Source organism: Polaromonas sp. P1_G1 (assembly GCF_056405595.1).
In genome coordinates, this window is sequence record NZ_JBFUBU010000032.1 from 1 (window position 1) to 14,617 (window position 14,617).

Consider the following 14,617-nt stretch of genomic DNA (forward strand, 5'->3'; position numbering starts at 1 on the left):
CTCGACGGTCTCGCTGGCTGCGCCCGGGCGCAGGTGAAAGCAGTGATGCACCATGTCGCGCTCCATGCGCAGGTCGTCGGCCAGGCTCATGCCACGGGCACGGCGGATCTGCTCCAGCGTGACGTGCAACATCAGCGGCGAACGTTTGCGCAAGGTAGCGGCAGTTTTGGCCGCCCATGGATCCGGCGAGGCTTCCAGCGCATCGACGATGTGTTTGACGCGCAACAGCGAAAAATAGCTGTCTATCCTGCTGTCGGCCTTCACCGGCTGGGTGTGGCCCGTGGTCCACTGCGCCGCGATCCATGCCTCGGCGGCGGCGACTGAACCGAAGGCCTGGGCGCCCAGGGCCTCCCACAGCGCCGGCAAGCGGGCCGCGTCGACCTTGATGTCGGCCAGGCCGTAGGCCAGCGCTTCGTCCGCACCGATCACCTCCCCCGTCAGCGCCAGGTATTCGCCGGCATGGCCGGGGCAGCGGCCCAGGAAATAACCGCCGCCGACATCGGGAAACAGGCCGATGTTGGTTTCGGGCATGGCCATCTTGGTGTGCTCGGTGACGATGCGTACCCGGGCTCCCTGGCTGATTCCCATGCCGCCGCCCATGACCACGCCGTCCATGAAGGCGATGTAGGGCTTGGGGTAGGTGTGGATCAGGTGATTGAGGGCGTATTCCTCGGTGAAGAAGTCCTCCAGCGCGGAATCGTCCGTGAGCGCAGCCTGGTGGAAAAAGCGGATATCGCCGCCGGCGCAAAAACCGCCGAACAGGCTCTCCGGCGTGCCGGGCTGGCCTTTTTTGTTGGTGCCGCGTATCGCCACCACGTGGACCGCCGGGTCGTCGCGCCAGGCCAGCAAGGCGGCGGACAGCTCGCGGATCATGGGCAGCGACAGCGCATTGAGGGCTTTGGGCCGGTTCAGCGTGATCAGCCCGGCATTGCCGCGCCGCTCCAGCAGCACCTCAGCCCTGGTTTCCGTATTCGTATTCATATCGCTCATGCCCGTTGCCTCCATCCGACCAGTTCATTGACCACCAGCGCGCCTATCACCAGCGCCCCGCCCGTCAGCACGCTCGCGCCGGGCACCTCGCCCGCGCCGAACCACGCCAGCAGGATCCCGAAAATCACTTCCAGCAGCGCCAGCAAGGCGACTTCCGGCGCCTTGAGCACGCCGGCGCACATCACCGACAGCACACAAGGAATGGCCAGCTGCACCAGGCCCAGCAATGCCAGCAAGCCGATGTCGTGCGCCGTGGCGGAGAACGGCAGCGACAGCGGCAAGGTGGCCAGCGTCGAGATCACCGCACCCAGCAGCACCGCGGGCACCAGGTCGACATTCTTGCCATGGGCGCGGCTGTGTTGCACCACCGTCCAGTTGCTGGCGCTGGCCAGCGGCACCATCAGGGCCACCAGGGTGCCGCCGATGTGGCTGGAAAGGTCCATCTGCCCGCCGTACATCCATGCGATGCCGGCGCCGGCCATGGCAATGGCCAGCCAGGTCCGCGCGGGAATGCGGTGGCCGATGAAGGCGCGCGCCAGCAAGGCCGTGAGGAAGGGGCTGAGCGCCATGGTCACCAGCACGTTGGCCACGGTGGTCATCGTGAGCGCGACCATGAAGGCCGTGAACATCACGCTCCAGCAGACGCCCGACAGCCAGAAGGCCGAGCCGCCGTTGCGTATCTTGGTGAACACCGCCCGGCCCTGGAAAAACGGCAGGATGACCAGCAGCGACACTACCGTGAAAAAGCTGCGCCAGAAGGTGACCTCAAAGCTGCGGGCCGACTCCAGGTGGCGCGTCACGACGCCCGCAATCGACCACATCATGGTCACAAGAATCATCAGGAAAACGGCGCGGGAATGCGTGAGTTTCATGGGATGGGCAATCGGCTCGGGGCTGTTGTACGAACATAAATGCAAAGGCCGCTGGAGCTTGCGCGCAGCGGCCTTTGACAATTTCCGGCCGCAGCATGCGGCCGGAGTGGCCTTATCTCAAGAACGGCCGGCGCGTTTACGATCGCTTTCCTTGAGGTGGCGCTTGCGCAGGCGGATGGATTTTGGCGTGATTTCGACCAGTTCGTCGTCCTCGATGAATTCCACACCGTATTCCAGCGTGCATTCAATCGGCGGCGTGATCTTGATCGCGTCTTCCTTGCCGSWSACGCGGAAGTTGGTCAGCTGCTTGGTRCGCGTGGCGTTSACCACCAGRTCGTTGTCGCGGCTGTGGATGCCGACGATCATGCCTTCGTACACCGGGTCGTTGGCGCGCACGAACATGCGGCCGCGGTCGTCCAGCTTGCCCAGGGCGTAGGTGAAGATTTCACCGTCGTCCATGGAAATCAGCACGCCATTCTTGCGGCCGCCGATCTCGCCCTTGTGCGSYTCRTAGCTGTCRAAGATGTTGGAGATCAGGCCGGAACCSCGSGTCARGTTCAGGAAYTCGTTGGWGAARCCRATCAGGCCRCGCGCSGGRATGCGGTAYTCSARGCGCACACGRCCGCGGCCGTCCGGCTCCATGTTCACCAGCTCGCCCTTGCGCTCGCCCAGTGCCTGCATCACGCCGCCCTGGTGCTGGTCTTCGATGTCGGCGGTGACCAGCTCGATAGGCTCGTGCTTCTCGCCGTTGACGTCCTTGAACACCACACGCGGCTTGGAGACGGCCAGTTCATAGCCTTCRCGGCGCATGTTTTCCAGCAGGATGGTCAGGTGCAGTTCGCCRCGGCCCAKYACTTCRAARATRCCTTCTTCGTCGGTTTCCTTGACGCGCAGGGCCACGTTGTGCTGCAGCTCTTTCTGCAGGCGGTCCCAGATCTGGCGGCTGGTGACGAACTTGCCTTCACGGCCGGCCAGCGGGCTGGTGTTGACGCAGAAGTTCATGGTCAGCGTCGGCTCATCCACCTTGAGCATGGGCAGCGGTGCGGGGTTGGTCGGGTCGGTGATGGTCACGCCGATGCCGATGTCGGTGATGCCGTTGATCAGCACGATCTCGCCGGGGCCGGCTTCGGTGGCCTGCACGCGCTCCAGGCCCTGGAAGGTCAGGACCTGGTTGACGCGGCCTTTGACGGCCTTGCCGTCCGGGCCTTCCATGACCACGACGTCCATCATGGGCTTGATGGTGCCCTGGCTGATGCGGCCCACGCCGATACGGCCCACGAAGGTCGAGAAGTCGAGCGCGGAGATCTGCAGCTGCAACGGCGCTGCCGGGTCGCCGTTCTGGGACGGGACGTGCTTGAGGATGGTGTTGAACAGGGCCGACATGTCGGGACCCCACTGTTCGTTGGGAGGGCCTTCCTCAAGCGAGGACCAGCCGTTGATGCCGGAGGCATAGACCACCGGGAAGTCGAGCTGCTCGTCGGTTGCGCCCAGCTTGTCGAACAGGTCGAAGGCGGCGTTGACCACCTTGTCGGGGTTCGCGCCCGGCTTGTCGACCTTGTTGACCACCACGATGGGCTTGAGGCCCAGGGCCAGCGCCTTCTTGGTCACGAAGCGCGTCTGGGGCATGGGGCCTTCCTGCGCGTCGATCAGCAGCACCACGCCGTCAACCATGGACAGCGCGCGCTCCACTTCACCGCCGAAGTCGGCGTGGCCCGGGGTGTCGACGATGTTGATGTGCGTGCCTTCCCAGGTCACGGCGCAGTTCTTGGCCAGGATGGTGATGCCGCGTTCTTTTTCGATGGCGTTGTTGTCCATCACGGTGTCGACCACTTTTTCGTGCTCGGCGAAGGTGCCGGACTGGCGCAGCAGCTGGTCGACCATGGTGGTTTTGCCATGGTCAACGTGGGCGATGATGGCGATATTGCGGATCTGTTTGTGGCTCATGGTTGGCTTTCTGGGAACTTTAAAACGTCAAAACTGGCAAAAAAACTGTTAATGATGAACAAGGGCCACCGCACCCGCGGGCGCGGCATGGCCGGAACTCTGTGCGGCCGCCAGGATGTCCTGGATTTCGACCGGGCTCAGCAGGCGCTGGGGAATCAACTCGTCGGCCGTGATGTGGGCCGAACCCAGGAAGGCCGGCGCCTCGCCGCCCTGCCCCGGACCATAGACCTGTACCAGCGGCGCATCGGCGCCCCACTGGCCGGGCGCGCCCCGGCGGCGCRGGCCGCTTAAAAACCGCCCTGCATTGTCGGCGTCCAATGTGACAGACGGGTACGCCGCCACCAGGGTCTGCGGCGGCAGCAGGCAGGCTTCGCGCTCGGGCTCGGTCATGGCTTCCAGGGCCGGCAGGCTGACGCACTGCTGGGTGGTGTAGCCGCCGGTCTCCAGCCGCCTGAGCGAACCCAGGTGCGCGCCGCAGCCGATGGCCTCGCCGATGTCTTCGCCCAGCGTGCGGATGTAGGTGCCCTTGCTGCAGCTCACCGTGATCTTGATGGCAACCGGCGCGCGCTCGTCGTGGACCACGGCCATTTCCAGCGCGAAGATGGTGATGTGGCGGGCCTCCCGCTCGACTTCCTGGCCCTTGCGGGCGTATTCGTACAGCGCCTTGCCGTCTTTCTTGAGCGCCGAGTACATGGGCGGCACCTGCGCCAGCGGGCCGGTGAAGCGCGCCGTCAGCTCCCGCAACAGGGCCGGCGTGATCTCGGGCACGGGCCGGGTTTCGATCACGTCGCCTTCGGCGTCAGCGGTGCTGGTTTTGGTGCCCAGCAGCAGCACGGCCTCATAGGTCTTGTTGGCGTCGAGCTGGATCTGGCTGAACTTGGTGGCCGCGCCAAAGCACAGCGGCAGCACGCCGGTGGCCAGCGGGTCCAGCGTGCCGGTGTGGCCGGCCTTGTCGGCGCGCAGCAGCCATTTGGCCTTCTGCAAGGCCTGGTTGCTCGACAGGCCCAGCGGCTTGTCGAGCAGCAGCACGCCGTGCACGGGACGTCGCTGGATTTTCTGGCGATGAGAAGAGGTTTGCGTCATAAATTCCGACAGGCTCAGCGCACGGGACAAACCGGGCGCTTCGTTGGCGCCGTTGTCCCTGAACCTGTCATCAAGGGGAACGGCGCGAACTCAGTCGTCTTGGGCGCGGGAGGAGACCGCCTTGGCAATCAAGGCGTTCATGTCGGCCGCACGTTCGGTCGTGCGATCGAAATGGAAATGCAGGGTCGGCACGGTGTGCGTCATCAGACGCTTGAACAGGCCGTTGCGCAGGAAGCCCGCGGCCTGGTTGAGCGCTTCCTCGCACTCCTTCGGGTCGCCGACGAGCACGCTGAAAAACACTTTGGCATGCGCGTAATCGGCCGTCACCTCGACGGCCTGGACGGTCACCATCCCGACCCGCGGGTCTTTGAGTTCGCGCGCGATCAGCTCCGTCAGATCGCGCTGGATCTGGTCGGCAACGCGAAAACCGCGGTTGGGGGTGGTGGATTTTTTGCGCATGTCAAAAAGTGTTGAGGCCTTTGGCGTGAGGCCCGGCAGCCGGGTGGGCTGCGGGCGGGTTCACGTGGTTCAGGCTTCCAGCGTTCTGGCCACTTCCCTGATTTCAAAGAACTCCAGGATGTCGCCAACCTGGATATCGTTGTAGTTCTTGATGTTCAAGCCGCACTCGAAGCCTTCCTTGACTTCCTTGGCATCGTCCTTGAAACGCTTGAGCGAGTCGAGTTCACCCGTGAAGATGACCACGTTTTCGCGCAAGAGGCGCAGGCGCGCCGTGCGGCGAACCACACCGGCGGTGACCATACAGCCGGCGATCGAGCCGATCTTGCTGACCTTGAACACCTGGCGAATCTCGGCATTGCCGATGACTTCTTCTTTTTTGTCCGGCGTCAGCATGCCCGACATCGCGGCGCGCAGTTCGTCCACAGCGTCATAAATGATGTTGTAGTARCGAATGTCCACGCCGTTGTTTTCGGCCTGCTTGCGGGCCTGGGCATCGGCGCGGGTGTTGAACCCGATCACCACGGCCTTGGAGGCGATGGCCAGATTGACGTCCGACTCGGAAATGCCGCCGACACCGGAGTACACCAGCTGGACCTTGACCTCGTCGGTCGAGAGCTTGAGTAGCGACTGGGCCAGCGCTTCCTGCGAACCCTGCACGTCGGCCTTGATGATGATGGGCAGCATCTTGACTTCGCCGGCGCCGATGTCGGAGAACATGTTCTCCAGTTTGGCGGCCTGTTGCTTGGCCAGCTTGGTGTTGCGGAACTTGCCGGCACGGTAGGTGGAGATTTCACGGGCACGGCGCTCGTCGAGCATGACCATGAATTCGTCACCGGCCTGCGGCACTTCCGTCAGGCCCTGGATTTCCACCGGGATCGACGGACCCGCCGTTTTGATCGGCTTGCCGTTTTCGTCCAGCATGGCGCGCACGCGGCCGTAGGTCGAACCGGCCAGCACCACGTCGCCGGCCTTCAGCGTGCCGGCCTGGATCAGCACGGTCGCGACCGGGCCGCGACCCTTGTCGAGGCGGGCTTCGATCACCAAGCCTTTGGCCAGCGCATCGACAGGCGCCTTCAGTTCAAGCACTTCGGCCTGCAGCAGCACCTGCTCGAGCAAGGCGTCGACACCGGCGCCGGTATGGGCCGAGACGCCGACAAAAGGAACGTCGCCGCCGAACTCTTCGGGAATCACTTCTTCGGTGACCAGTTCGCCCTTGACGCGTTCCAGGTTGATGCCTGGCTTGTCGATCTTGTTGATCGCCACAACGATGGGAACGCCGGCCGCTTTGGCGTGCTTGATGGCTTCCTTGGTCTGCGGCATCACGCCGTCGTCGGCCGCCACCACCAGGATCACGATGTCGGTGGCCTGGGCGCCGCGGGCACGCATGGCGGTGAACGCCTCGTGGCCCGGGGTATCCAGGAAGGACACCATGCCACGCGGGGTTTCCACGTGGTAGGCGCCGATGTGCTGGGTAATGCCACCGGCTTCACCGGAGGCCACCTTGGCGCGGCGGATGTAATCGAGCAGCGAGGTCTTGCCGTGGTCGACGTGGCCCATGACGGTCACGACCGGCGCGCGCGGCAGCAACTCTGCCTGCTGGCCTTGCACATCTTCATCGGCAAAGGCTTCCGGATCGTCCAGCGACGCCGTGACCGCCTTGTGGCCCATTTCTTCCACCACGATCATGGCGGTGTCCTGGTCCAGCGGCTGGTTAATGGTGACCATCTGGCCGAGCTTCATCAGGTGCTTGATCACCTCGGACGACTTGACGCTCATCTTGTGGGCGAGTTCGGCCACGGTGATGGTTTCAGGCACATGCACTTCGATGACCTTGAACTCGGTCGGCGCCACAAAGGTGGACTCGGGACGTGCCTCGCGGTCGTTGCCGCGGCGGCCGCGCGGGCCACTGCGGAAATTGCCGCGTCCGGGCACGACAGGTGCGCCACGGCTCGGGATGCCCTTTTTCTTGGCGGCGTCGTCCTTCCAGGTCGAAGACAGGTTCTCCGACTTGACTTCCTTCTTGCCGGCGGCGCCCGGCGCGCCCGCGGCTGCGGGAGCGCCCGGCTTGGCGGGAGCGCCCGGCACGGCGGCCGGTTTGTGCAACGTGCCCTTGATGGCGGCCTTGGGGTCGACGTGCGGCACCAGTACGCGCTTGGGCGCGGACATCATGGCGCGGATGCCCGCGGCTTCGGCTTCAGCCTTGCGGCGGCGTTCCTGCAGTTCCTGCGCCTTGGCGGCGTCAGCCTGGAATTCAGCGGTGGCCTTGGCTTTGGCCGTGGCCGCAGCTGCAGCGGCGTCGGCCGCCTTGGTGGCCTGTTCGGCGGCGGCGGTTTCGGCGGCCTTGGTGGCAGCTGCCGTCGGTGCGGCGGCTTCCTTGGCGGCCTTGCCGGTGGCCGGCTTGGCCTTCTTCACGGCTTCGGCGGCAACGGCTTCCGCCTGGGCGGTCTGCTCGGCGGCCAGGCGTTCTTGTTCGCGCGCGGCGTCCTTCGCATCCTGCTCTTCGCGCAGGCGGCGTTTTTCAGCGAGCTCCTGCTCCTGGCGGCGCAGCAGCTCGGCGTGGCGGCTGGCTTCTTCCTCGCGGCGGATCAGCTCGGCGTCATCGATGACGGGAGCCGGCGGCGGCGCGGCCACTTCGGGCTGGACTTCTTCGGCGGGCTGGTCCGAACCGTCGTCACGTTTGACGAAGGTGCGTTTTTTGCGGACTTCCACCTGGATGGTGCGCGCCTTGCCGGTGGCATCGGCTTGCTTGATTTCGCTGGTGGATTTCTTCACCAGCGTGATTTTTTTGCGCTCGGCCGTGACAGTGCCGTGGCTGGCCTGCAAATAGCCCAGGAGCTTTTGCTTGTCCGCCTCGGACAGGGGGTCGCTGGCTTGCGCCTTGGCGACGCCCGCGCTGGTCAATTGCTCGATCAGCGTGGCGGGAGATTTATTGAGTTCAGCTGCGAATTCAGCGACGGTAGTGGTACTGGACATATGTTTTTTTCCTGCAGGCCTTTCATGATCATTGCTCTTGGGCCGCTGCGGGTGCAGGGGTGTCAGCGGCAGCGGGCTCATCGGTAAACCAATGCGCGCGAGCGGTCATGATCAGGGCTTTGGCCTCGTCCGAAGACTGGCCGGTGATATCGGTGAGTTCGTCCACAGCCAGGTCGGCCAGGTCGTCGCGGGTGGTGATGCCCGCTTCGGTCAATTTGGCGATCAGCTCTGGCGTGAGGCCTTCGACGTCGCGCAGGTTCTGCGAAACGCCCTCGGCATTTTCTTCCTTGGCGATTTCCATCGTCAGGAGCGCGTCTTTGGCGCGCGTGCGCAGCTCATTGACGGTGTCTTCGTCGAAGGATTCGATCTCCAGCATTTCCTGCAGCGGCACATAGGCCACTTCTTCGAGGCTGGTGAAGCCTTCGGAGATCAGGATGTCGGCGATTTCCTCGTCCACGTCGAGCTTCTCCATGAAAAGCTTGCGGCTGGTGTCGGTCTCGCTGGCCTGCTTCTGGGCCGACTCGTCGGCCGTCATGATGTTGATCTTCCAGCCGGTCAGCTCGGCGGCAAGGCGCACGTTCTGGCCGCCGCGGCCGATCGAAATCGCCAGGTTTTCCTCATCAACGACAACGTCCATGGCATGGCGCTCTTCATCCACCACGATGGACGACACGTTGGCCGGGGCCAGCGCGCCGATGACGAACTGGGCCGGGTCTTCGCTCCACAGCACGATGTCGACGCGTTCGCCGGCGAGTTCGTTGGTCACGCCGTTGACGCGGGTGCCGCGCACGCCGACGCAGGTGCCGATGGGGTCGACACGCTTGTCGTGCGACAGCACGGCGATCTTGGCGCGCGAACCGGGGTCACGGGCGCAGGATTTGATCTCCAGCAGGCCTTGCTCGATTTCAGGCACTTCCTGGCGGAACAGCTCGATCATGTACTCGGGCGCGGTGCGCGAGAGGATGATGGGCGCGCCGCGCAGGGTGGTGTCGACCTCCATGATCATGGCGCGGACGCGGTCGCCGGAGCGCAGGTTTTCCTTGGGGATCATGTCGCCACGGCGCAGGCGCCCTTCGACGCGGCCGGATTCGACGATGATGTCGCCCTTGTCCATGCGCTTGACGGTGCCGACGAAAATCTTGTCGCCGCGCGACATGAAGTCGTTGAGCAGCATTTCGCGCTCGGCGTCGCGGATTTTCTGCAGGATGACCTGTTTGGCCGCTTGCGCGCCGATGCGGCCTATGGGCAGGCTTTCAACCGGCTTTTCGATGTAGTCGCCTTCTTCGATGTCGGCGATTTCGTCGCGCGCGTCGCTCACCAGCTCTTCGGCTTCGGGGTTCTGCAGGCCGGCTTCGTCGGGCACCACCAGCCAGCGGCGGAAGGTCTCGTAATTGCCGCTGTCACGGTCGACGGCCACGCGGATGTCGACCTCGCCCTCGTACACCTTTTTGGTGGCCGAGGCGAGCGCGAGCTCAACGGCGCCGAAAACGACGTCGCGTTCCACATTTTTTTCACGCGAGATGGCATCAACCAACATCAACAGTTCGCGATTCATTTCACAAGCCTGCCTTTCTTCATTTCTTGAAATTTAATTCTCTGTCGAGGAGCCGGTACCGGGGGCTGATTTGGGTTTGCGGCCCTTGAAGTCCACCACGGGCGCAAGGCGCGCCTGGTGAAGTTCGTCGAGCGTGAAACCCAGCGCCTGCAACGGTGCGGGAATCCTCTTCTTGCTGATCTTCTGGCCGGGTTTGGCGGCGGGCTCGTCACTCCAGACGATCTGCCAGCCAGCCTCGGCGCGCTCCAGCGTGCCGCGGAATTTCTTGCGGCTGGCCGCCACCGTCGAACCGGCGCTGGCCGCCACGCCAATCGGCGCCTTCAGCGTGATGTCGACGAGTTCGCCGGCAAAACGCTCAAAATCCTTTTCGCTGCGCAGGGGCCTGTCGATGCCGGGGGAACTGACCTCCAGCCGGGCGTATTCGGCGCCCTCGACTTCCAGCACGAACTGCAGCTGGCGGGTGACTTTCTCGCAGTCTTCGGCGTTGATGAACTGTTCGGCGCCCTGGACGTAAGGCATGTCGATCGTGACACGCAGCAAACCGCCGCCGGTGCGCTCGATCTCGACCAGCTCGTAGCCCAGTCCCGTCACAGTCTGCTCAATCGTCTCTTGCAATGCCATTCAGTCTCTAAAACCCGTTTTTAAGTCAATAGTTCAAAAACAAACGCCCAAAAAAAATGGGCGGTGAAAACCCGCCCATTTGGTCGTGAAGCTCCTATTGTAACGTGCTGCGCCCTTCGATGCAAACAATTTCCGTGCCTGAAACGAGCACCGCTGCCGGAAACCTGCTCACGGCCTCCGGGTCATCTTTTTTCATTGGGTTCTGCATCGCGCCCCCATGCCTTGGGCCGCATGGGGAAAACAGCAGATGTTTAAAGAGATGGGCACGGCATCCCGATTTTCAATGCACACCCAAGAGTTTTGAAATTCTCTTTTTAAATCAAATAGATTTTTTATTTATCTAAAGTAATTTATCAAGTACTCAAATGCCTCCTTATGCGGCCGTCACAAGGACCCGTGTGTAAGGATGGCGCGGCGAATCCAGCACCTCGCCGAGCGAGCCGGATTCCAGCACGTCGCCGTCCTTCATCACCATGACCTCATGCGCCATGGCGCGGATGACGTCAACGTCGTGGGTGATCAGCAAATAACTGAGGCCGCGCTCGCGCTGCAGCCTTTGCAGCAGGCCCAGCACCTGCTTCTGGATGGTCACGTCCAGCGCGCTGGTCGGCTCGTCCAGCACCAGCAGGCTGGGGTTGACGATGAGCGCCCGGGCAATCGCCAGGCGCTGGCGCTGCCCGCCTGAAAACTCGTGTGGGTAGCGCTGTAGCAGGCCCGGAAACTGGGCCTCCGTCATGCCGACATCCGCCAGGGCCTGCAAGGCGCGCTCGCGCCGGCCGGCGTCGGGCAGGCCGGGTTCATGCACACGCAGGCCCTCCTCCACGATGGCTTCGACGGTCATGCGCGGCGACAGCGAGGAAAACGGGTCCTGGAACACCACCTGGACCGCGCGGCGCATGGCCTTGTTGCGCGCGGCCTCCTTGCCCCAGGCCTGGCCGGCCGCCTGCAGCTGCCCCGAGAAAGGCAGCAGGCCCAGGCTGGCCAGCGCTAGGGTGGACTTGCCCGAGCCCGATTCGCCGATCACGCCCAGCGTCCTGCCGGCCGGAATCTGGAAACTCGCTTCTTTCACCGCCACAAATTCGCCGCGCCGGAACCAGCCGCGGATACCGGGGATGGGCACCGGATAGGCCACACGCAGCCGCTGCGCCGTCATCGTGACGGCGGCATCCGCCGCGGCGCCGGCCGCCGACAGCCCGTCGCGCTGCGGCTTGCTGTCGATCAGCTTGCGGGTGTAGGGGTGCTGCGGCCGGGCGAACACCTCGGCGACAGCGCCCTGCTCCACGATACGGCCGTTTTCCATCACCGCCACCCGGTCGGCGAACTTGCGCACCAGGTTGAGGTCGTGGGTGATCAGCAGCACGGCCATGCCGTTGCGCTGCTGCAGCTCGCCCAGCAGGTCCAGGATCTGGCCGCGCAGGGTGACGTCCAGCGCAGTGGTGGGTTCATCGGCCAGCAGCAGCCGGGGCTGGCAGGCCAGCGCCATGGCAATCATGGCCCGCTGCCGCTGCCCGCCCGAGAGCTGGTGCGGCAAAGCATTGGCGCGGCGCTCAGGCTCCGGAATGCCGGTATCGGCCAGCAAGGCGATCGCACCCCGCATCGCTTCGGCCCGGGTCTGGCTTTTGTGGACCTGGAGCACTTCGGCAATCTGGTCACCTACGCTGTAGAGCGGGTTGAGCGCAGTCATGGGCTCCTGGAAGATCATCGCGATGTCGCGGCCTCGAATCCCGCGCAAGGATGCCTCGGACAGGGACAGCAAATCGACGGGCGCCTTGGGCGGCGCCCCGCTGGCCGTGCGGTCGGCCGCATCCACGCCGGTAAAAACGGCCTTCCCCGCCACTGCGGCGTTTTGCGCCAGCCGCAGCAGGCTCAGCGCGGTCACCGTCTTTCCCGAGCCGGACTCGCCCACCAGCGCTAGCTTTTCGCCGGGCGCGATGGAAAAATCAATGCCGTGGACCACGGACTTGCCCGCAAACGAGATCCGCAGGTTCTGGACGTCGAGCAGCGGTGTTGCCATCAGTCGGCCTTCCTGGGGTCCATGGCGTCGCGCAGGGCGTCACCCATGAAGGWGAGCAACAGCAGTGTTATGACCAGCACCGCAAAAGTCGAAAGAGAAATCCACCAGGCGTCAATATTGTTCTTGCCCTGGGACAGCAGTTCGCCGAGTGAAGGCGTGCCTGGCGGCACACCCAGGCCGAGGAAATCGAGAGAGGTCAGCGCCAGGATTGCGCCGCTCATGCGAAACGGCAGAAAAGTCACCACCGGGGTCATGCTGTTGGGCAGGATGTGGCGCCACATGATCTGCCAAGTACCCACGCCAAGAGCCTTGGCCGCCCGCACGTAGTCCATCTGCCGGTTTCGCAGGAACTCCGCGCGCACGTAGTCGGCCAGGTCCATCCAGCCGAACACCGACAACAGGATCAGCAGCAGCGCGATGCTGGGCGCGAAGATGGCACTGAAGATGATGAGCAAATAGAGTGCAGGCATCGCGCTCCAGATCTCGATCAGGCGCTGCATCACCAGGTCGGTCTTACCCGCGAAATACCCCTGCACCGCACCCGCCAGGATGCCCAGCGCCGTGCCGGTCACGGTCAGCGCCAGTCCGAAGAGAACACTGACGCGAAATCCGTAGATCAGTTGTGCCAGCAGGTCACGCCCCCGGTCATCGGTGCCGAACCAGTTATCGCGCGTGGGCGCGGCCGGGCTGGGGGACTTGGCGAAGTAGTTCAGGGTCTTGGGGCCGTAAGGGTTGGGCGCATAGATCGCCCAGTTGCCACCGCTCGTGATACGGTCGCGGATGAAGGGGTCCAGGTAGTCGGCGGGCGCGGGGAAATCACCGCCGAAGGTCTGCTCCGAGTAGTCCTTGACGATGGGGAAATAGATGGCCCCCTCGTAGCGCACGATCAGCGGCTGGTCGTTGGAGATGACTTCGGCGAACAGGCTGAGCACCACCATCGCACTGAAGATCACCAGACTCCAGAAACCCAGCGGGTTGCGGCGAAATCGCCGCCAGGCGCGACGGGCGGGGCTGACGTGGAGCGCCGCCGGACCGCCCCCAGAGGCAACACCCCCCGCAAGCGTGGAGGCGCCAGTGCTAGTCGAATTTGACACGAGGGTCCACCAGTACGTAAGAGAGGTCGCTGATCAGCTTGGTTAAAAGCCCTATCAACGTGAACAGATAAAGGGTTCCAAGCACCACGGGATAGTCGCGCCGGATCACACTCTCGTAGCTGAGCAAGCCCAGGCCATCCAGCGAAAACAGCGTTTCGATCAACAGTGACCCCGTGAAGAACGCCCCGATGAACGCACCGGGAAATCCCGTGATGATGGGAATCAGCGCATTACGAAACACATGCTTCCAAAGCACGCGGTTTTCGGCCAGGCCCTTGGCGCGCGCGGTCAACACATATTGCTTGCGAATCTCCTCCAGGAACGAGTTCTTGGTCAGCATGGCGGTCACCGCGAAACTGCCGAAAACCATGGCCGTCACCGGCAACGTGATGTGCCAGAGGTAGTCCACGATCTTCGCGCCCCAGTTGAGCTCGTCCCAGTTGGGCGACGTAAGCCCGCGCAACGGAAACCACTGCAACTGGCCGCCAAAGATCACCAGCAACACAACGCCCAGCACAAAGCCCGGAATGGCATAACCTACCAGGATCAGCAAGGTGGTGATCAGATCGAACTTGCTCCCCGCCCTCACCGCCTTGGCCACACCCAAGGGCACGGCCACGCCGTAACTGATGAAAAAAGTCCACAGTCCCAGGCTGATAGACACCGGCAGCTTCTCGAGGATCAGCGTCCACACATCCTTGTTCTGGAAAAAGCTCTTGCCTAGATCGAAGCGCGCGAACTGGCCCAGCATCTGCACCAGCCGCTCGTGGGCCGGTTTGTCGAAACCATACAGGGCCTTGATTGCCTCCAGCCGCTTGGGATCCACACCCTGGTTACCACGGTAGCTGGAGCCACCCGACTCCACGCCGCCGAAGCCGCCTTTGGCATCCGACAGATACTGCTCCACCGGTCCGCCAGGCACGAACTGGACGACGGCAAAGGTAATCAGCAGAACGCCCAGCAAAGTGGGGATCATCAGCAGCAGGCGTTTGACGACGTAGGCGAGCATGTT

General features: G+C 63.7%; 11 protein-coding genes. All 11 read right to left on the bottom strand.

Going from position 1 to position 14,617, the window contains the following annotated elements; genetic code table 11:
• Positions 1-990, bottom strand: a 990-nt coding sequence (locus tag AC1D1Y_RS16755; RefSeq protein WP_477683308.1) for an enoyl-CoA hydratase/isomerase family protein, incomplete at its 3' end; no start/stop codon positions are given.
• On the bottom strand, positions 987-1,862 hold the full coding sequence (locus AC1D1Y_RS16760) for a DMT family transporter (RefSeq protein ID WP_436154757.1): 876 nt from the start codon (positions 1,860-1,862) through the stop codon (positions 987-989). The genes AC1D1Y_RS16760 and AC1D1Y_RS16755, both read right to left, overlap by 4 nt.
• A 117-nt stretch (positions 1,863-1,979) precedes the next feature.
• Positions 1,980-3,806: a translational GTPase TypA gene (gene typA, locus AC1D1Y_RS16765; RefSeq protein WP_477683309.1), complete on the bottom strand. Its 1,827-nt coding sequence runs from the start codon at positions 3,804-3,806 to the stop codon at positions 1,980-1,982.
• A 48-nt stretch (positions 3,807-3,854) separates the two neighbouring features.
• Positions 3,855-4,889 (bottom strand): tRNA pseudouridine(55) synthase TruB, encoded by a 1,035-nt coding sequence (truB, locus tag AC1D1Y_RS16770; RefSeq protein ID WP_477683310.1) that lies wholly within the window; start codon positions 4,887-4,889, stop codon positions 3,855-3,857.
• A gap of 90 nt (positions 4,890-4,979) precedes the next feature.
• Entirely contained in the window at positions 4,980-5,348 is a 369-nt protein-coding gene (rbfA, locus tag AC1D1Y_RS16775; protein ID WP_436154760.1) for a 30S ribosome-binding factor RbfA, read from the bottom strand.
• Between the two features lie 69 nt (positions 5,349-5,417).
• Positions 5,418-8,321 (bottom strand): translation initiation factor IF-2, encoded by a 2,904-nt coding sequence (gene infB / locus AC1D1Y_RS16780; protein WP_477683311.1) that lies wholly within the window; start codon positions 8,319-8,321, stop codon positions 5,418-5,420.
• Between the two features lie 28 nt (positions 8,322-8,349).
• Entirely contained in the window at positions 8,350-9,876 is a 1,527-nt protein-coding gene (gene nusA, locus AC1D1Y_RS16785) for a transcription termination factor NusA (RefSeq protein ID WP_436154762.1), read from the bottom strand.
• Positions 9,877-9,909: 33 nt separating this feature from the next.
• Positions 9,910-10,497, bottom strand: a complete 588-nt coding sequence (gene rimP, locus AC1D1Y_RS16790) for a ribosome maturation factor RimP (RefSeq protein ID WP_477683312.1) — start codon at positions 10,495-10,497, stop codon at positions 9,910-9,912.
• Positions 10,498-10,870: 373 nt separating this feature from the next.
• Positions 10,871-12,511 (bottom strand): ABC transporter ATP-binding protein, encoded by a 1,641-nt coding sequence (locus AC1D1Y_RS16795; RefSeq protein WP_477683313.1) that lies wholly within the window; start codon positions 12,509-12,511, stop codon positions 10,871-10,873.
• Positions 12,511-13,605, bottom strand: coding sequence for an ABC transporter permease (locus tag AC1D1Y_RS16800; protein WP_477683314.1), 1,095 nt, complete (start codon positions 13,603-13,605; stop codon positions 12,511-12,513). The genes AC1D1Y_RS16795 and AC1D1Y_RS16800 overlap by 1 nt, the downstream gene beginning before the upstream one ends.
• Positions 13,589-14,614: a microcin C ABC transporter permease YejB gene (locus tag AC1D1Y_RS16805; RefSeq protein WP_477651735.1), complete on the bottom strand. Its 1,026-nt coding sequence runs from the start codon at positions 14,612-14,614 to the stop codon at positions 13,589-13,591. Before AC1D1Y_RS16805 ends, AC1D1Y_RS16800 begins: the two co-directional genes overlap by 17 nt.
• Positions 14,615-14,617: the final 3 nt, after the last annotated feature.